Source organism: Belnapia mucosa, from assembly GCF_016775475.1.
GTDB classification, from domain to species: domain Bacteria; phylum Pseudomonadota; class Alphaproteobacteria; order Acetobacterales; family Acetobacteraceae; genus Belnapia; species Belnapia mucosa.
The window spans coordinates 14,942-32,523 of record NZ_JAEUXJ010000008.1 but is presented as its reverse complement, the minus strand read 5'-3'; the positions used below and the strand labels follow the sequence as shown (position 1 = coordinate 32,523).

The 17,582-nt window shown below is 71.1% G+C and carries 15 protein-coding genes and 1 tRNA gene; 10 read left to right on the top strand and 6 right to left on the bottom strand.

Features of this window, described 5'->3' with window-relative positions; all coding sequences use genetic code 11:
- The first annotated feature begins 173 nt into the window (after positions 1-173).
- From JMJ55_RS18280 to JMJ55_RS18255, 6 genes are all read left to right on the top strand, one after another.
- On the top strand, positions 174-1,217 hold the full coding sequence (locus tag JMJ55_RS18280) for a rod shape-determining protein (protein WP_202827036.1): 1,044 nt from the start codon (positions 174-176) through the stop codon (positions 1,215-1,217).
- A gap of 44 nt (positions 1,218-1,261) precedes the next feature.
- On the top strand, positions 1,262-2,125 hold the full coding sequence (gene mreC, locus JMJ55_RS18275; protein WP_202827035.1) for a rod shape-determining protein MreC: 864 nt from the start codon (positions 1,262-1,264) through the stop codon (positions 2,123-2,125).
- 6 nt (positions 2,126-2,131) lie between these two features.
- Positions 2,132-2,665 (top strand): rod shape-determining protein MreD, encoded by a 534-nt coding sequence (gene mreD, locus JMJ55_RS18270; protein ID WP_202827034.1) that lies wholly within the window; start codon positions 2,132-2,134, stop codon positions 2,663-2,665.
- Positions 2,662-4,539 (top strand): penicillin-binding protein 2, encoded by a 1,878-nt coding sequence (mrdA, locus tag JMJ55_RS18265; protein ID WP_328702695.1) that lies wholly within the window; start codon positions 2,662-2,664, stop codon positions 4,537-4,539. The genes mreD and mrdA overlap by 4 nt, the downstream gene beginning before the upstream one ends.
- Entirely contained in the window at positions 4,536-5,687 is a 1,152-nt protein-coding gene (gene rodA / locus JMJ55_RS18260; RefSeq protein ID WP_202827032.1) for a rod shape-determining protein RodA, read from the top strand. The genes mrdA and rodA overlap by 4 nt, the downstream gene beginning before the upstream one ends.
- Before the next feature lie 55 nt (positions 5,688-5,742).
- Positions 5,743-5,818, top strand: a tRNA-Lys gene (locus JMJ55_RS18255).
- A gap of 241 nt (positions 5,819-6,059) precedes the next feature.
- On the opposite strand, the gene JMJ55_RS18250 is transcribed toward JMJ55_RS18255, so the two are convergent.
- From JMJ55_RS18250 to JMJ55_RS18230, 5 genes are all read right to left on the bottom strand, one after another.
- The gene (locus JMJ55_RS18250) at positions 6,060-6,503 is read right to left on the bottom strand and encodes a hypothetical protein (protein WP_202827031.1); all 444 of its coding nucleotides are present in this window, start codon (positions 6,501-6,503) and stop codon (positions 6,060-6,062) included.
- A 296-nt stretch (positions 6,504-6,799) separates the two neighbouring features.
- Complete coding sequence (locus tag JMJ55_RS18245; protein ID WP_202827030.1) at positions 6,800-7,756, bottom strand: Bug family tripartite tricarboxylate transporter substrate binding protein; 957 nt, start codon at positions 7,754-7,756, stop codon at positions 6,800-6,802.
- Complete coding sequence (locus tag JMJ55_RS18240; protein WP_202827029.1) at positions 7,753-8,964, bottom strand: CaiB/BaiF CoA transferase family protein; 1,212 nt, start codon at positions 8,962-8,964, stop codon at positions 7,753-7,755. The genes JMJ55_RS18245 and JMJ55_RS18240 overlap by 4 nt, the downstream gene beginning before the upstream one ends.
- Positions 8,961-9,248: a hypothetical protein gene (locus JMJ55_RS18235; RefSeq protein WP_202827028.1), complete on the bottom strand. Its 288-nt coding sequence runs from the start codon at positions 9,246-9,248 to the stop codon at positions 8,961-8,963. The genes JMJ55_RS18240 and JMJ55_RS18235 overlap by 4 nt, the downstream gene beginning before the upstream one ends.
- Positions 9,249-9,280: 32 nt before the next feature.
- A complete protein-coding gene (locus tag JMJ55_RS18230) occupies positions 9,281-10,249 on the bottom strand; it encodes a Bug family tripartite tricarboxylate transporter substrate binding protein (protein ID WP_202827027.1) in 969 nt (322 codons plus the stop codon).
- 147 nt (positions 10,250-10,396) lie between these two features.
- On the opposite strand from JMJ55_RS18230, the gene JMJ55_RS18225 reads away from it, so the two are divergent.
- Positions 10,397-12,682: an arylsulfatase gene (locus JMJ55_RS18225; RefSeq protein ID WP_202827026.1), complete on the top strand. Its 2,286-nt coding sequence runs from the start codon at positions 10,397-10,399 to the stop codon at positions 12,680-12,682.
- Between the two features lie 77 nt (positions 12,683-12,759).
- Positions 12,760-14,463 (top strand): sensor histidine kinase, encoded by a 1,704-nt coding sequence (locus JMJ55_RS18220; protein ID WP_202827025.1) that lies wholly within the window; start codon positions 12,760-12,762, stop codon positions 14,461-14,463.
- 4 nt (positions 14,464-14,467) lie between these two features.
- On the opposite strand, the gene ubiG is transcribed toward JMJ55_RS18220, so the two are convergent.
- On the bottom strand, positions 14,468-15,181 hold the full coding sequence (gene ubiG, locus JMJ55_RS18215) for a bifunctional 2-polyprenyl-6-hydroxyphenol methylase/3-demethylubiquinol 3-O-methyltransferase UbiG (RefSeq protein WP_202827024.1): 714 nt from the start codon (positions 15,179-15,181) through the stop codon (positions 14,468-14,470).
- 108 nt (positions 15,182-15,289) lie between these two features.
- On the opposite strand from ubiG, the gene JMJ55_RS18210 reads away from it, so the two are divergent.
- Positions 15,290-16,513, top strand: a complete 1,224-nt coding sequence (locus JMJ55_RS18210) for an aspartate kinase (protein ID WP_202827023.1) — start codon at positions 15,290-15,292, stop codon at positions 16,511-16,513.
- Between the two features lie 53 nt (positions 16,514-16,566).
- Positions 16,567-17,574: an NAD(P)H-dependent flavin oxidoreductase gene (locus tag JMJ55_RS18205; protein WP_236033837.1), complete on the top strand. Its 1,008-nt coding sequence runs from the start codon at positions 16,567-16,569 to the stop codon at positions 17,572-17,574.
- The last annotated feature ends 8 nt before the right edge of the window (positions 17,575-17,582 follow it).

Here is a 17,582-nt window from a genome sequence, read left to right as displayed (position 1 = left end):
AGGGCCGGTCCCGGCTGCGGGAGCCCGGGGACAGAAAGCTTGAGCGGCAGCCGCCGGGGGGGTAGAGGCACGCCTCTGCCCGAACCTCGCGGTCCGGTGATCGGTCCCGCCTGAACCCGTCACGGGTCCGGCACGGGATGCGCCGGCGGCACGATCAGGAAGGTTGCCCTCTCATGTTCTCCCGCCTGTTCGGCTTCCTTTCCGCCGACATGGCCATCGACCTGGGGACCGCGAATACGCTGGTCTATGTGAAGGGTCGGGGCATCGTCCTGAACGAGCCGAGCGTCGTCGCCATCGCCGATCTTCGCGGTCGCAAGCAGGTGCTGGCGGTGGGTGAGGAGGCGAAGATGATGCTGGGCCGCACGCCCGGGAACATCGCCGCCATCCGGCCGCTGCGCGACGGCGTCATCGCCGATTTCGAGGTGGCGGAGGAGATGATCAAGCACTTCATCAGGAAGGTGCACAACCGGCGGAGCTTCGCCTCGCCGATGATCATCGTCTGCGTCCCCAGCGGCTCCACCGCGGTGGAGCGCCGCGCCATCCAGGAAAGCGCCGAGAGCGCCGGCGCCCGCCGCGTGCTGCTGATCGAGGAGCCGATGGCGGCCGCGATCGGCGCCGGCCTGCCGGTGACCGAGCCCTCCGGCTCGATGGTGGTGGATATCGGCGGCGGCACCACCGAGGTGGCGGTGATCTCGCTGGGCGGCATTGTCTATGCCCGCAGCGTCCGCGTCGGCGGCGACAAGATGGATGAGGCGATCATCTCCTATATCCGGCGGCAGTTTAACCTGCTGATCGGCGAGAGCAGCGCCGAGCGGATCAAGATGGAGATCGGCGCCGCCACCGCCCCGGATGGTGGCGAGGACGGGCCGGTGACCGAGGTGAAGGGCCGCGACCTGATGAACGGCGTCCCGCGCGAGGTCTATGTCAGCCAGCGCCAGATCGCCGAAAGCCTGTCCGAGCCCGTCACCGCCATCGTCGAGGCGGTGAAGGTGGCGCTGGAGAACACCCCGCCCGAGCTCGCCGCCGATATCGTAGACAAGGGCATTGTGCTGACCGGCGGCGGCGCCCTGCTGCACCGGCTGGATGAGGTGCTGCGCGCCTCGACCGGCCTGCCGGTGGTCGTCGCAGAACAGCCGTTGTCCTGCGTCGCGCTCGGCACGGGCAGGGCCCTTGAAGAGATGAAGCGGCTTCGCCAAGTGCTGAGTTCGATGTATTGACGGGTTCGTGAGGTCCGGCCACGGGAGGTTTCGAGGAAGCCATCGTGATCCAGCTCAGCATCCCGCTCCGCCAGGCCCTGGCCCGGCTGACGCTCCCGGTGCTCATCGCCCTTGCCTTCGGCACCATGTTGCTGGGCAAGGCGGATGCGCTGCTGGCCGAGCGGGCGCGGATGGCGCTGGCCGATCTCCTCACCCCGATCTGGGCCGCCTTGCAGCAGCCCGTCACCGCCGTCCGCGACGCGGTGCAGGAAGCGGAATCGCTGCTTAGCCTGCGGGCCGAGAATGCTCGGCTGCGCGAAGAGAATGAACGGCTGCGCCGCTGGCAGGCCGTGGCCCTGGCTCTGGAGGCGGAGAACGCCCTGTTGCAGCGCCAGCTCGCCTTCGTGCCGGAGACGGCGCCGGCCTATACCACCGCGCGGGTGGTCGCCGATGGCGGCGGCATCTATGCCCGCGCCGTGCTGCTGGCGGTCGGGCCGCAGCATAGCGTCCGCAAGGGCCAGATCGCCCTCGACGAACGGGGCCTGGCCGGCCGGGTGACAGAGGTGGGCGGGCGGTCCGCCCGCGTGCTGCTGGCCACCGACATGAACAGCCGCATCCCGGTCACGCTGGAAGGCAGCCGGGCGCGGGCCATCATGGTCGGCACCAACGGGGCCCGGCCGCGGTTGCAGCACTGGCCGGAAGGCTCCGCCCCGCAGGACGGGGACCGGGTGGTGACCAGCGCCGAGGCCGCGGCCTTCCCCGCCGGCCTGCCGGTCGGCATCGTCCGCCGCAGCGAAGGCGGAGCGCCGGAGGTGGAACTCTTCGCCCGGCTCGACCGGCTCGATATGGTCCGGCTGTTCGATTACGGCCTGGGCGGCATCCTGCCGCCGGAATCCGTCGCGCGGCCCGAGCCGCGGCCGCGGCGCTAGACGGCGATGAAGGGGCGCCCCGCCCCGGCCACCGGTCTGCTGCGCCGCCTCGATGCGCTCGGCCGCGCCGCCTTCCCGACCGCCGCCGCCGCCCTGCTGATGGTGCTGGCCGCCGTGCCCACCGGCTTGCCCGGGCTGGTGCCGGCGACCGCGCTGCCCTGCGTCTTCTTCTGGTCGGTCTTCCGCCCCGCCACCCTGCCGCCGCCGGCGGTCTTCGGCCTCGGCCTGCTGCAGGACCTGCTGACCTTCGCCCCGGTCGGCTCCGGCGTGCTGACCCTGCTGGTGGTGGGCGGCCTCGCCACCCGCTGGCGCCGATTCCTGATCCGCCACTCCTTCCTCGCGGTCTGGTTGGCCTATTGCGGCATGGCGCTCGGCGCCGCGGCGCTGGGCTGGCTGTTGCAGACCGTGCTCGGCTGGCGCCTGCTGCCGACCGCGCCCGGCCTCTATGAGGTATTGCTGACCGCCGGCCTTTACCCATGCCTCGCCGGCTTCCTCACCTGGATGCATCTCGGCATGACCGAGGCGGAGGCTGCGGCGTGAGCGGCATCGGCCTGCGCGGCGTGCGGAAGGAGGAGGAGCGGCGGCGCAGCGTCTTCACCCGCCGCGCCGTAATCCTCGGCGCCGGCCAGCTCGGCCTGTTCGGCTTCCTCGGCAGCCGGCTCTGGCGGCTGCAATCCGAGGAGGGCGAGCGCTATCGCACCCTCGCCGAGGAGAACCGCGTCTCCGCCCGTCTGATCCCGCCGCCGCGCGGCCGGGTGCTGGACCGCCATGGCGCAGTGGTGGCCGGCAACCGGCTGAATTGGCGCGCCCTGCTGGTGGCCGAGCAGACCCAGGATGTCGGCGCGACGCTCGAGACCTTCTCCCGCATCGTCCCGCTGACCGAGCCGGAGCGGCAGCGGATCGAGCGCGAGGTGCGCCGCCGCCGCCGATTCGTCCCCGTCGCCGTCCGCGAATTCCTGAGCTGGGAGGAGATGGCGCGGATCGAGGTCAATGCGCCCGACCTGCCCGGCATCCTGATCGATGTCGGCACCACCCGCCTCTATCCGGAGGGCGAGCATCTCTCCCACCTCGTCGGCTATGTCGCCCCGCCGGCCGAGCGCGACATGGATGGCGACCCGCTGCTGGAACTGCCCGGCATCCGGGTCGGCCGCGCCGGAATCGAGCGCCATCACGACCTGGCGCTCCGCGGCCGTGCCGGCGCCGTGCAGCTGGAGGTGAATGCCGTCGGCCGCGTCATCCGCGAGCTCGACCGGCGCGAGGGCGTGCCCGGCCAGGATGTGCAGCTTTCGGTCGATGCCGAATTGCAGAAGACCCTGCGCGGCAAGATCGAGGAGGGGACCAGCGTCGTCATCCTCGATGCGCGGAATGGCGAGGTGCTCGCCATGGCCTCGCAACCCTCCTTCGATCCCAATGTCTTCAATGCCGGCGTCTCCACCGCGCAATGGCGGCAATGGACGGCGAACCGGGCGACGCCGCTGATCAACAAGGCGACCAACGGGCTCTACGCCCCGGGATCGACCTTCAAGATGATCGTCGGGCTGGCGGGGCTGGAGGCGCGGGTGATCGCGCCCGGCGACCGCGTCTTCTGCCCCGGCCATATGGATCTCGGCGATACCCGCTTCCATTGCTGGCAGCGGCACGGCCATGGCAGCCTCGACATGCGAGGTGCCATCAAGCTGTCCTGCGATGTCTATTTCTACGAGGTGGCGAAGCGCGTCGGCATCGACCGCATCGCCGCCATGGCCAACCGCTTCGGCCTCGGCACCGATCTCGAGATCGAGCTGCCGGGAACCAAGAAGGGCTTGGTCCCGACGCGGGGCTGGCGCCAAGCCCAGGGCAAGCCGTGGAATCTCGGCGACACCATCGTGCATGGCATCGGCCAGGGCTTCTACCAGATCACGCCCCTCCAGCTCGCCACCATGGCGGCGCGGCTGGCCACCGGGCGGGCGGTGCAGCCGCATCTGACGCGCAGCATCGGCGGTAAGCCCGCCCGCGGCGGCAAGGCCGAGGATTGGCCGAGCCTCAACATTCCCGACCGGGACCTGAAGCTGATGCGGGAGGGCATGTGGGCGGTGGTGAACGAACCGGGGGGCACCGCGCTCGGCGCCCGGCTGCCGGGCGCGCTCGGCGTCATGGCCGGCAAGACCGGCTCGGTCCAGGTCCGCCGCGTCAGCCGGGAGCAGCGCGAGCGCGGCTACAAGGCGGAGAACCAGCCGCGCGAATGGAGGCCGCATGCGCTCTTTGTCGCCTTCGCCCCGTATGACAACCCGCTCTACGCCGTCTCGGTCGTGGTGGAGCACGGCATGAGCGGCGCCGGCGCCGCCGCGCCGCTGGCCCGCGACGCCATGGTCGAGACCTTCAACCGCTTCCGCGCCGCCCCCGGCGCCCGCGTGGCGGAGGCCGGCCGCGGATGAGCGCGACCCTCGAACGCCGCCTGCTGACGCGCGACCGCGGCACCGGCCTGCTCCAGAAGCTCTGGCAGATTCCCTGGAGCTTCGTGCTGCTGCTCTGCGCCGTCGCTGCGGTGGGCTATGTCGCGCTCTATTCCGCCGGGGGCGGCGCGGCGGAGCCCTATGCGGCGAAGCATGCGCTGCGCTTCGGCTTCGGCCTGGTGCTGATGCTCTCCATCGCGCTCGTCGATATCCGGCTGATCGCCCGCTTGGCATGGCTCGGCTACCTGATCGGCATCGCGCTGCTGGTGCTGGTGCTGCTGCATGGCAATGTGGGGAAGGGGGCGCAGCGCTGGATCGATATCGGCCCGCTGCAGCTCCAGCCCTCCGAGCTGATGAAGATCATGCTGGTGCTCGCGCTCGCCGCCTGGTTCCAGCGGGCGACCTGGGAGCGGATGGGCAACCTGCTCTTCCTCATCCCGCCCGGGCTGATGGTGCTGCTGCCGGTCGGGCTGATCCTGAAGCAGCCCAATCTTGGCACCGCGCTGATTACCGGCATGGTCGGCGCCGCGGTCTTCTTCGCCGCCGGCATGCGCTGGTGGAAATTCGCGCTGGCGGCCGGCGCCGTCGCGGTGGCGGCGCCGATCGCCTATGACCACCTGCACGACTACCAGCGGGCTCGGATCACCACCTTCCTCGACCCCGAGAGCGACCCGCTGGGGGCCGGCTACAACATCATCCAGTCGAAGATCGCGCTCGGCTCCGGCGGGCTCTGGGGCAAGGGCTTCCTGCAAGGGACGCAGGGACACCTGAACTTCCTGCCCGAGAAGCAGACCGACTTCATCTTCACCATGATCGCCGAGGAATTCGGCCTGATCGGTGCGCTGTCCGTGCTTGGGCTGCTCAGCCTGGTGGTGTTGTTCTGCTACCTGGTGGCCTTGCGCTGCCGGCACCAGTTCGGCCGGCTGATGGCGATCGGCCTCGGGACCAACATCTTCCTCTATGTTTTCGTGAATGTAGCAATGGTCACCGGCTCCATTCCCGTGGGCGGGGTTCCCCTGCCGCTGATCTCCCATGGTGGCTCGGCCATGCTGACCACCATGCTGGGCTTCGGCCTGCTGCTCTCGATCCATGTCCATCGGGATGCGGAATTCGGACCGGCCCGCGATTGATCCGCAAAGGGGGCTGGACAAAGCCGCTGAGGCCGGTAAAAGGCGCCTCCCGGATGGGCGCCTAGCTCAGTTGGTAGAGCAGCTGACTCTTAATCAGCGGGTCATAGGTTCGAATCCTATGGCGCCCACCACCAGCCCCTCCCTGCCCTCGCCCTGGCGCTTCCCCGATGCGCGACGCGGCGGGTCCGCCGACTCCTTCGCGCCGGACGCAGCACGCCAGCCCAGGAGCGCGACGCGATACCGGCCTGGGCCGGAAAGCAGGCGGCACGGCACTGCCCTGATGTTGGCGCAGAGCCAGCCGAAGCAGCACTGGCAATGGCAAAGTGGGAGGACCGATAGGGCGCGGCCGGCGCGGATACCGCAGGCGGGATTTCAGCCCCTGCGCTGCGCGCCGCATTCCTCCGCTTCCAGCATCCAGCTCACATAGGTGCCGGCCGGGTCTACATACTGGTGGGCCACCCGCGCCTCCGCATCGTCATCCTCGAGCTGGCCGAGCAACGCGCAGGCCGTGCTGAAATTCGCCTGTTTCTGCCGCTGCGCGTAGCTTCGGTGGTTCCCCTGGATCGGCGAGGCGAGGGCGTACCGATAGACGATCACGGTGCCCTCGACATAGGTCCGCAGCAGCGTGGTCGCGCCGTCGATGGCCTTCGGCGTCTCGGCATTGATGCTGTCCGAAATGGTCTTGAGCTGCGCCGCCAAGGGTAGGCCGAAAGTTGCATTGAAGGCACGGTATCCGCTCTGCCCGAAGAGGCCGGCCATGCCGAGTGCCAGGATCGGTACCCCGATGCTGAGAAGACGTTTCGCCGAACGACTCATGGTGTCTCCCGATACACGATCATGGGCGAGTCCGACCGGCGGGCTGTCTGCGGCCTCGAGCTTGGATGGCAGGCAGCGTCCCGGTCTCGCGCTTCCTGATGCGGCGCTCCTCAATCGATCGCCCTCGCCGCTATAACGGGGAGGTCGTTCGAAGCTTGGAGGCGCCGCTCAGTTTTTGGATAGCGCTCTTTTTGTGGCGTATACCTATTTTAAGCTTGTGGATATCGGTCTTTGCGAATTAGTCGCAAACCGGCGTTGAAATTTTTTTGATTTCGTCACGGACAGCGGCGCCGTGGTCAGTCGGGCTTGATGCCGAGCCGGGCGATGAGGGCGCCGAAGCGGGCATGGTCCTGTCGCAGCTGCCGCACCAGCGGCTCCGGGCCACCGCCCAGGGGCTCCAACGCATCGCCCAGCCGGTCGCCGAAGCCCGGCATGGCGAGGGCGGCGGCCAGCGCCGCCTCCAACACGGCCAGCACCGGCGCCGGAGTCCCGCGAGGCGCAAACAGGCCGAGCCAGGGGTTGGCAAGGTCGAGGTTCGGCAGCACCTCGGCCGCGGTCGGCACGCCGGGGAGCCGCGGGTTGCGCTGCGGCCCGTTCCAGAACAGCGCCCGTAGCCGGCCGTCCAGGATGGCGGGCAGGGTGACGCTGGCGGCATCCAGGGTCAGCTGCACCCGCCCGGCCAGCAGATCGGCGAGGCCGGCCGCACTGGTGCGATAGGGCACATGCTCCAGCGGCGGATTGCCCAACTCCGCTTTCAGCAGCTCCATATTGAGATGGGGGAGGGTGCCGCTGCCGGCGGAGTAGTAGAAGAAGGGGCCGGCACGACGCGCCTCGGCGAGCAGTTCGGCCAGGTTTCCGGCCCGCAGGCCGGGGAAGGCGGCCAGCGCCCCGCGAGTCACCGCCACCAGCCCGATCGGGGCGAGGTCCGCCAGCGGGTCATAGCCGAGTTGCGGCTGGAGATGCGGGGTCACGGTCAGCGCCGCCATGGCCGAGAGCACCAGCACATGCCCATCCGGCGCCGCCCGCGCCGCCGCAGCAACGCCGAGGGTGCCGCCCGCGCCCGGCATATTCTCGACGACCACCCGCTGCGGCCAGCGCGAACCCAGCGCCTCTGCCAGGGCCCGGCCGGCGATATCCGTCACATTGCCGGCGCCATAAGGCACGATCAGCCGCACCGGCCGCTGCGGGAAGCCCTGCGCCCGGGCAACCGCCGGCAGCAGCGCTGCGCCGGCCAGCAGCCCGCGCCGCCTCACCGCACCACGCCCCCGGCCCGCAATGCGGCGATCTCGGCATCCGCATAGCCGAGCTCCGCCAGCACCACATCGGTATCGGCGCCGAGGCGCGGCGCATCGGCGGACGGCACCGGAGCCTGGCCGTTGATGCGGAAGCCGGCGCCCAGCACTTCCTGCCCGCCGGGCAGCCGGGTCGAGAAGCCCGGCGTGGCGCGATAGGGACCGTCGAGGAAGGCGGCCGGGCTGCGCACCGCCGCCGCCGGCACTCCGGCCGCGCTCAGCCTAGCCTCCCATTCCTCCGACCCATGGGCGAGGAAGGCGTCCCGCAGCGCCGCCTCCAGCCGCGGCGTGCCGCAATCCCGCAGCATCGCCGCGGGGGAGGAGGGGCGGAGCCGCAGCCAGTCCGGCGCGGTGGCCCAGTCCGGATGGCCGAGCAGCCCGACCAGCGCCTCGAACTGGCCGAGCGTATTGGCCGCGGTCGCCAGCCAGCCATCCGCGGTGCGGAAGACATTGCCGCCCGGGCTCGCGGCGAAGGCGCCGTTGCCGATGCGCGCCGGCGCCGCGCCCTCCATCAGGTAGCGCGCCGCGGGGGCCGACATCAGCGCCAGCGCCGCATCGGCCATCGAAACATCGAGGACGATCGGCCCGGTATCGCCGGCCCGGCGGCGCATGAGCCCGGCCATGATCGCCATCGCGCCCATCATCCCGGCTGCCATGTCGATGGCGGGGAAGCCGACCTTCATCGGCGCCGCCGCGGGATCGTCGCCCTGCAGCCACATCATACCGGTCGCCGCCTGCATGACATGGTCGTAGCCGGGCCGTCCGGCATGGCTGCCCTGCTGCCCCCAGGCGGAGACGGAGGCATAGACGATCGCCGGGTTCAGCGCCGCAACCCGCTCCGGCCCGAAGCCGAGGCCGGCCATCTTGCCCGGGCGGAAATTCTCCAGGAACACCGCGGCGGTCGGGATCAGCCGCTCCAGCACCGCCCGGCCCTCGGGCCGCGTCAGGTCCAGCGCCAGGGCGCGCTTGCCGGCATTCACGCCCTGGAAGGCGGCGGTCACGCCACCTTCCTGCGGCCGGGTCTCCAGGTCGCGGATCGCATCGCCGAAGGGCGGCCGCTCGATCTTGATCACCTCGGCGCCGAGCAGGCCGAGGTGATAGGCGGCATAGGGGCCTGCGAGCACATGCGAGAGGTCGAGCACGCGCAGCCCGGCGAGCGGGGCGATCATGCCGGGGCGCCCTGCTGGCCGGAGAGGAAGCCCTTGGCCGCCTCCGGCTCCAGCAGCGGGTAGAGGGTGAATTGCGCCGGGATGATATCGGCCCATTCGTTCAGCCGGCGGTGCAGCGCCTCGTTGCCGGGCAGGTCGAACAGCACCACGGCGCCGCGGCCGACGCGGGCATGGACCGAGCGGACCTCCCCGGAGGCGATCAGCGGCTCGATCCAGCGCCAATAGGCCTGCCGCCGCGCGGCGATGGCGCTGGGCGGCTCCGGCCGCGGTTCGCTGACGACCATGACCAACATACTATCCGTCCCCCGAAGCCTGGTTATTCAACGCTGATCCGGGCCTCGCGGATCACCCGCGCCCAGCTGGCGGCATCCCGCGCCTGCAAGGCGCGCAGCTCCTCCGGCCCGGCGCTGGCCGGCTCGAAGGTCAGCGGTGCCAGGCGGTCGCGCATCGCCGGGCTGGCGCTGAAGGCGGCCAGTTCCCGCACCAGCCCGGCCGCGATCGCCGGCGGCAGGTCGCGTGGGCCATAGCAGGCGAACCAGGTGCCGGTGTCGAAGCCGGGCGCGATCGTCTCGGCCAGCGTCGGCACCTCCGGCATGAAGGCGGAACGCGCGCCGCCGGTGACTGCCAGGGCCTTCAGCCGGCCGGCGGCGACATGCTGCGCGACGCCCGGCATCAGCGCGACGACCAAGTCGATCCGCCCCGCCAGCAGCTCGGTCACCGCCGGGCCGAGGCCGCGATAGGGCACGTGCTCGAGCTGCGCCCCGGTCAGCATCCGCAGATGTTCGCCATAGAGATGCGCCGGCACGCCGATGCCGGCCGAGCCATAGGTGAGCGGGCGCTGCCGCCCGAGCGCCACCAGCCCGGCGATATCGGTGACCGGCAGGGCAGGGGGCACCGTCACCACGCTCAGCATCCGCGCCACCAGGCCGAGCGGCGTGAAGTCGCGCACCGCGTCATAGCCGGCGCGCGGGTAGAGCGTGGGATTGACCGTCATCACCGTGTCGATGGTGACCAGCAGGGTGTAGCCGTCGGGCGCCGCCTGGGCGACCTGCTGCGCACCGAGATTGCCGCCGGCGCCGCTGCGGAATTCCGGCACGAAGGGCTGGCCGAAGGCCCGTTGCAGATGGTCGCCGAGCAGCCGCGCGATGGCATCCATCGGCCCGCCCTGGGCGAAGGGCACCACCAGCCTGACCGGCCGGTCGGGCCAGCCGGGCTGCGCCAGGGCTGGGGCGGCGAGCACCGAGCCCAACAGGCCGCGGCGGGCCAGCATCATCGGCCGGGTCACGGCATTCCTCCCCATCATTCTTGCCGGGCATGTCAGCGCATTCGCTGGCGTCCGGCCAGTCCTTTCGGTGGCGTTGCCGATTCCGGCCGGACCTGCGAAGCTTCGGCCCAAGCCGGCGGGTCACCACGCCGCGGAGGAGACGAAGTGATGGCCGGGACGAGCGGCGCGTCGGGGCCCGGCCGGATCGGGCTCAGCTACCGGGATTCGACCCCCTATTGGCCACCGGCGCCGCGGCCGCCCAAGGGTGCGCCCAATATCCTGCTGGTGCTGTTCGACGATGCCGGCTTCGCCGATTTCGGCTGCTACGGCTCCCCGATCCGGACGCCCACCATCGACCGGTTGGCGGCGGAGGGGCTGCGCTATACCGGCTTCCACACCACGGCCATGTGCTCCACCACGCGCACCGCACTGCTGACCGGGCGCAACCACCATGCCGCGGGCGTCGGCAGCCTCGCCAATTTCGACAGCGGCTTCCCCGGCTATCGCGGCAAGATCGCCAAGGAAGCGGGCACGCTGGCCGAGATGCTGCGCCTGCATGGCTACCGCAACTACATGGTCGGCAAATGGCACGTTACGCCGCTGACCGAGAGCGGCAGCACCGGCCCCTTCGACGGCTGGCCGCTGGCCCGCGGCTTCGACCGCTACTACGGCTTCATGGATGCGGCGACCGACCAGTACACGCCGGAGCTGGTGCGCGACAATTCGCCGATCGAGCCGCCGCGCACCCCTGAGCAGGGCTACCACCTGACCGAGGATCTGGTGGACCAGTCCATCCGCTTCCTCGCCGGCCATGCGGCGGAGCGGCCGGGTGAGCCCTGGCTGCTCTGGCTGGCGCTGGGCGCGGTGCATGCGCCGCATCAGGCGCCGGCGGAGATCATCCGCGGCTATGACGCGACCTTCGCCGAGGGCTGGGATGCCGAGCGCGAACGCCGCTTCGCCCGGCAGAAGGCCCTCGGCATCGTCCCGCCCGACACCGCCCTGCCGGCGCGCAACGAGGATGTCCGGCCCTGGACCGATTTCCCGGCCGACCAGCAACGCTACTTCACCCGGCTGCAATCCGCCTTCGCCGGCATGCTGGACCATGCCGACCGGCACTTGGCGCGGCTGGTCGGCTTCCTCGAAGCGGCCGGGCTGCGCGAGGATACGCTGGTGCTGGTGCTGTCCGACAATGGCGGCAGCCAGGAAGGCGGGCCGCTCGGCGGCGTCAACCTTCTCGGGCCCCGCAACCTGCGCGAGGAGCCGATGGCGGAGAAGCTGGCGCGCATCGAGGATATCGGCGGACCCGGCACCTATGCGAACTACCCGCTCGGCTGGGCCATGGCATCCAACACGCCGCTGCGCCGCTACAAGCAGAACACCCATGGCGGCGGCATCCGCGACCCGCTGGTGATCTCCTGGCCCCGCGGCATCGCCGCGCGCGGCGAGCTCCGCCATCAATTCGTCCATGCCTGCGACTTGGCGCCGACACTGCTGGACCTGGTCGGCGTTGCACCGCCCGAAGCGGTGAACGGCATTCCGCAGATGCCGCTGGATGGCACGAGCTTCGCCGCCAGCCTGCGCGACCCCGCCGCGCCCTCCAAGCCCGCGCCGCAGTATTTCGAGATGTTCGGCCATCGCGGCATCGTCCATGAGGGCTGGAAGGCGGTGGCCTACCACCCGCCGGAGACGCCCTTCGAGGATGACCGCTGGGAGCTTTTCCACCTCGAGCGCGATTTCTCCGAGAGCAACGACCTCGCCGCGCAGCATCCGGAGAAGCTGCAGGCGCTGATCGCGCTCTGGTGGCGGGAGGCGGAGCGGAACAAGGTGCTGCCGCTCGATGACCGGTTCCGCCAGCGCTTCGCCGAGAATGCCGCACGCTTCCACGGCGCCCGGCAGCGCTATGTCTTCCATGCCGGCATCGGCCATGTGCCGACCGAGGTGGCGCCCGATGTGCGCAGCCGCAGCTACCGCATCGAGGCGCATGCGGAATTCGGTGCCGCCGACAATGGCGTGCTGATCGCGCATGGCGATGCCGCCAGCGGCTACAGCCTCTTTCTGCGCGACGGCCGCCTGGTGCATGACATGAATATCGGCGGCGAGCATGTGCTCCTCACCGCCGACCGGCCGGTGCCGCCGGGGCGGCATGTGGTCGGCCTCCGCGTCCGCCGCCTGACGCGGGAGCCGAAGCCGACATTGGCGACCGGGCCGGGCCGCAGCGAATTCACCCTGCTGATCGACGGGATGCCGGCCGGACGGATCGAGGCGCGGTTGGGCTTCTATAATTTCGTCGCCTGGGCGGGGCTCGATATCGGCTGCGACCGCGGCTCGCCGGTTTCGCATTACGAGGCGCCCTTCGTCTTCACCGGCCGCCTGAACCGGGTGATCGTGACGATGGATGACGACCAGGCGCTGGATGGCGAGGGCATCGGCCAGGCCGTGCTGGCGCGGGAGTAGCCCTGCGTCCTCCCCAAACGCCGGGTGCCAGGAACCGCCCGGTGGCGTAAGGTGAGGGGAGCGGATCGAAACGGGGCATGAACCTTCCACCACCATCGACGGATCCTGCCAGGTCAACCCCGGCGGGACGGCCGCGTAGCCTGCGTGCCCATCTCGCGGCCCTGGTTCTCGCCGTCCTCCTGCCGGCGCTGGCCATCGCCGGGGCTGCCGCCTGGCGCCTCGCCGAGGGCTATCGTGCCGCCTCCGAGGCGCGGCTCGAGGATACCGCCCGTGCCATGGCGCTCTTTCTCGACAGCGAGGTCGAGACCCGCCTTGCCGCCGCCAGCGCGCTCGCCTCCTCGCCGCTGCTCGAACATGACGATCTCGGGGAGTTCGCCTCCTGGGCCCGTGCGGTCAGCGAAGCCGTCGGCGGTTGGGTGGTGCTGAACGAGGCCGCGCCGGGCCATCGTCAGCTCGTCAACACCGCCCTGCGCGAGGGTGCGCCCCTGCCACCGCCTTCGGAGCCGGGCGAGGGTGCCTGGGAGGTGCTGCGCCGCGCCGTCGAGACCGGCCGGCCCGTCGTCTCCGACCTTTTCGTGGGGCGCGGCAGCGGCCGCCTCATCGCCATCGTCGCCGCGCCCGCCTTGCGGAACGGCCGGGTCACCCACGTCGTGGCCCTGACGATCGACCCCGAGCTGCTGGCCCGGCGACTGCGGGAACGGGGACCGTCCGGGTCCGTCTATGCTTCCCTGGTGGATGGCAAGGGCTGGATCGTGGCCCGCTCGCGCGACCAGGACCGGTTCTTCGGCCAGTCCGCGCCGATCTGGCCGCTGCCCCGCGAGGCCCATACCCAGCCGACCTTCCGGACCACCTCCTTCAACGAGACCGAGGTCCTGGTCGCCGCGGCCTGGATGCGCTCCGCCCCCGGCTGGGTCGCAGCGGTGGCCGAGCCCTATGCGCTGCACCAGGCGCGCTGGATCCGGCCGCTGCTCGGCCTGGCGGCCGGGACGGCGCTGGTGCTGGCCCTTGGCCTCGCCGTCGCCGCCGGCTTCGCGCGCCGCATCCTGCGTCCCCTCCAGGCCCTGGTCGGCCGCGCCGAGGCCCTGGCGGCCAATGAGCCGGCGCCGCCCGTTCCGCAGACCGGCGTCACCGAATTCGAGACCCTCCGCCAGGCGACGCTGCGGGCCGAGGCGGCGCGGGAGCTGCTGACGCGTGAGGTCGATCACCGCGCCAAGAATGTCCTCGCCGTGGTGCAGGCGGCGCTGCGGCTGACGCCGCGCGACGACCCGGCCGCCTATGCCGCGGCGATCGAGGGCCGCATCGCCGCCCTGGCCCGCACCCATGCGCTGCTGGCCGGCACCCGCTGGCGCGGCGCCGATCTCCGCACCCTGGCCGAGGCGGAGCTGGCCCTCTTCCTCTCCGGCGGGACGGGCACCATCCCGCCCGCGACCAGCGCCGAGATCGAGGGACCGGCGGTGACGCTCTCGGCCGGTGGCGCCCAGGCACTGTCCATGGCGCTGCACGAGCTGGCGACCAATGCCGCCAAATACGGCGCCCTCTCGACCCCGGGCGGCAAGGTCTCGCTCTCCTGGGCGCTGGATGCCGCGGCCGGGCTGCTGCGGCTGCGCTGGCAGGAACGCGGCGGTCCGGTCCTGGCCGGCCCTCCGGCGAGGCGCGGCTTCGGCTCCCGCATCATCGAGGCGACGCTGCGCAGCCAGCTCGGCGGCGCCGCGCGCCTGTCCTGGGAGGCGGCAGGGCTGGTCTGCGTCGCCGAATTGCCGCTGGCCCGTGCCGTGGCGTGACCGTCTACCGCGCCATCACCAGGTAATTCACCCCGACATCCCGGCTGATCCGCCAGCGCCCACCCGCGCCCATGCTGAGGCCGGCAATATCCACCACCCTGAGCCCCGCCGCCCGCAGATCGGCGCCGAGCTCGGCGGGCCGGACGAACATCCGCCAGTCATGGGTGCCGACCGGCAGTAGCCGCAGCAGGTATTCCGCCCCGAGCTTCGCCATCAGGAAGGAGCGGGGGGTGCGGTTCAGGGTCGAGAGGAAGACCGGCCCTCCCGGCTTCACCAGCCGTGCCAGATGCCGGCAGAAGCCCTCCCGATCGGCCACATGCTCGACCACCTCGAGCGAGATCACGGCATCGAAGCCGCCCTCGCCTTCGGCCAGCAGCGTCTCCGGCATCCCCTCGCGGTAGTCGATGGTGAGGCCGGCGGTGGCCGCATGCGCCCTGGCCGCGCCGAGCGCGCTGGCCGCCGCATCCAGCCCGGTCACCCGCGCCCCGGCCCGGGCCAGCGCCTCGCAGGCCAGGCCGGCGCCGCAGCCGACATCCAGCACCCGGAGCCCGTCCAGCCTGCCCGCGCGCCCCTGAGCGAGCCGTTCGATGATCCAGCCCATCCGCGCCGGGTTCATCGCGTGCAGCGGCGCCATTGGGCCGCGCGGGTCCCACCATTCGGCCGCCAGCCGGTCGAATTTGGCGATCTCTGCGCCGATTGCGGTTCCGGGTCCCGGCATGGGCCTTCCTCTTCCGGTTGCAGCCCAAGGGCCGGATCGGTATCTGTGCCGGCCTTCCCGCGGCCGCAACTGCCGCAGCGGCCCTAATTCGGACCCAGACGCCCCGCCATGGCCCGTATCGTGATGAAGTTCGGCGGCACCTCCGTCGCCGATCTCGACCGTATCCGCAACGTCGCCCGCCGCGTCCAGCGCGAGGTGGAGGCGGGGAACGAGGTCGCCGTGGTGGTCTCCGCCATGTCCGGGGTGACGAACCAGCTGGTCAAATGGTGCCAGGACCTCTCGCCCCTGCATGATGCGCGGGAATACGACACGGTCGTCGCCACCGGGGAACAGGTCACCATCGGCCTGCTGGCCATTGCCCTGCAGACCATCGGCGTCGATGCCCGGTCCTGGCAGGGCTGGCAGGTGCCAATCATCACCGATGCCGCCCATGGCAAGGCCAGGGTCGAGAGCATCGACGGCTCCCTGCTGGTCGAGCGGATGCAGTCCGGCCAGGTCCCCGTCATCGCCGGCTTCCAGGGGCTGGAGCCGACGCGCAACCGGGTGACAACCCTCGGCCGCGGAGGCTCCGACCTCTCGGCCGTCGCCATCGCCGCCGCGGTGAAGGCGGACCGTTGCGATATCTACACCGATGTCGATGGCATCTACACCACCGACCCCCGCATCGTGCCCCGCGCCCGCAAGCTGGAGCGCATTTCCTATGAGGAGATGCTGGAACTCGCCTCGGTGGGTGCCAAGGTGCTGCAGACCCGCTCGGTCGAGCTGGCGATGAAGCAGCGCGTGCGGGTGCAGGTGCTCTCCAGTTTCGAGGACAAGCCAGGCTCCCTGGTCGTGGATGAGGACGAGATCGTGGAACAGCCGATCGTGAGCGGCATCGCCTATTCGCGGGACGACGCCAAGGTGACGCTGCGGCGGGTGCCGGACCGGCCGGGCGTCGCCGCCGGCGTCTTCGGCGCGCTGTCGAAGGCCAATGTGAATGTGGACATGATCGTCCAGAATCTTGGCGCCGACGGCACCACCGACATGACCTTCACCGTCGGCAAGGCCGATCTCGCCCGCGCCCGCTCGGTGCTGGAAGCGGCCCGGCCGGAGCTCGGCTTCGAGGCCCTGCTGGCCGATCCCGATGTGGCGAAGATCAGCGTCGTCGGCGTCGGCATGCGCAGCCATGCGGGTGTCGCCAACACCATGTTCGGGGCGCTGGCCGAGAAGGGCATCAACATCCAGGTCATCTCGACCAGCGAGATCAAGGTCAGCGTCCTGGTCGGCGCCGACTATACCGAACTCGCGGTGCGCGCCCTGCACACCGCCTATGGCCTGGACGGGCCCGGCTGATGGACGGCACGCAAGCCACCGCGACCCAGGTCGCCCCGCAGGCCACCCCGGGCATGGCCGAGCTCGACCGGCTGATGGAACGCGGCGCCGCCTTCCTCGGCAGCCGCTACGCCATCCTCGGCGGCGCCATGTCCTGGGTGAGCGAGCGCAACCTGGTCGCCGCCCTCTCCAATGCCGGGGCCTTCGGTGTCATCGCCTGCGGCGCGATGGAGCCCGACCGGCTGGCGCAGGAGATCGCCGGCACCCAGGCGCTGACTCGCCGGCCCTTCGGCGTGAACCTGATCACCATGCATCCGCGCCTTGATGCGCTGGTCGAGACCTGCCTGGAGGCCGGGGTCGGTCATATCGTCTTCGCCGGCGGCATCCCGCCGACCGCCGCGATCAAGCGGGCCAAGGAAGGCGGCGCCAAGGTGATCTGCTTCGCCCCGGCGCTGGCGCTGGCGAAGAAACTGGTCCGCTCCGGCGCCGATGCACTGGTGATCGAGGGCTCCGAGGCGGGCGGCCATATCGGCCCGGTCTCGCTGAACGTGCTGGCGCAGGAAATCCTGCCCGCCATGGCCGCCGAGGTCCCGGTCTTCGTGGCGGGCGGCATCGGCCGCGGCGAGGCGATCCTCTCCTATCTGGAGATGGGCGCCGCCGGGGCGCAGCTCGGCACCCGCTTCGTCTGCGCGACGGAATGCGTCGCCCATCCGCTGTTCAAGCGCGCCTTCATCCGCGGCGCGGCGCGCGACGCCGTGCCGACCCTGCAGATCGACGAGCGCTTCCCGGTCATCCCGGTCCGGGCGCTGGTGAATGCCGGCACCAAGCGCTTCATGGCGCATCAGGCCGAGATGCTGGCCAAGTTCCAGGCGGGCGAGCTGTCGAAGGAGGCCGCCCAGCTCGAAATCGAGCATTTCTGGGCCGGCGCCCTCCGCCGCGCGGTCATCGACGGCGATGTCGAGAATGGCAGCCTGATGGCCGGCCAGTCCGTCGGCATGGTGGACCGCGAGGCCCCGGCCGCCGAGATCATCGCCGAGCTGATCGGCCAGGCCGCTGCCGCTCTCGCCCGCAGGGCGGCGTGACGGCACGA

What these genes read in the sequence shown, in the direction of transcription:
- JMJ55_RS18280 (WP_202827036.1), top strand. Translation starts at nt 174, where the DNA reads ATGTTCTCCCGCCTGTTCGGCTTCCTTTCCGCCGACATGGCCATCGAC.
- mreD (WP_202827034.1), top strand. Translation starts at nt 2,132, where the DNA reads ATGAAGGGGCGCCCCGCCCCGGCCACCGGTCTGCTGCGCCGCCTCGAT.
- rodA (WP_202827032.1), top strand. Translation starts at nt 4,536, where the DNA reads ATGAGCGCGACCCTCGAACGCCGCCTGCTGACGCGCGACCGCGGCACC.
- JMJ55_RS18250 (WP_202827031.1), bottom strand. Translation starts at nt 6,503, where the DNA reads ATGAGTCGTTCGGCGAAACGTCTTCTCAGCATCGGGGTACCGATCCTG.
- JMJ55_RS18240 (WP_202827029.1), bottom strand. Translation starts at nt 8,964, where the DNA reads ATGATCGCCCCGCTCGCCGGGCTGCGCGTGCTCGACCTCTCGCATGTG.
- JMJ55_RS18235 (WP_202827028.1), bottom strand. Translation starts at nt 9,248, where the DNA reads ATGGTCGTCAGCGAACCGCGGCCGGAGCCGCCCAGCGCCATCGCCGCG.
- JMJ55_RS18225 (WP_202827026.1), top strand. Translation starts at nt 10,397, where the DNA reads ATGGCCGGGACGAGCGGCGCGTCGGGGCCCGGCCGGATCGGGCTCAGC.
- JMJ55_RS18220 (WP_202827025.1), top strand. Translation starts at nt 12,760, where the DNA reads ATGAACCTTCCACCACCATCGACGGATCCTGCCAGGTCAACCCCGGCG.
- ubiG (WP_202827024.1), bottom strand. Translation starts at nt 15,181, where the DNA reads ATGCCGGGACCCGGAACCGCAATCGGCGCAGAGATCGCCAAATTCGAC.
- JMJ55_RS18210 (WP_202827023.1), top strand. Translation starts at nt 15,290, where the DNA reads ATGGCCCGTATCGTGATGAAGTTCGGCGGCACCTCCGTCGCCGATCTC.
- JMJ55_RS18205 (WP_236033837.1), top strand. Translation starts at nt 16,567, where the DNA reads ATGGCCGAGCTCGACCGGCTGATGGAACGCGGCGCCGCCTTCCTCGGC.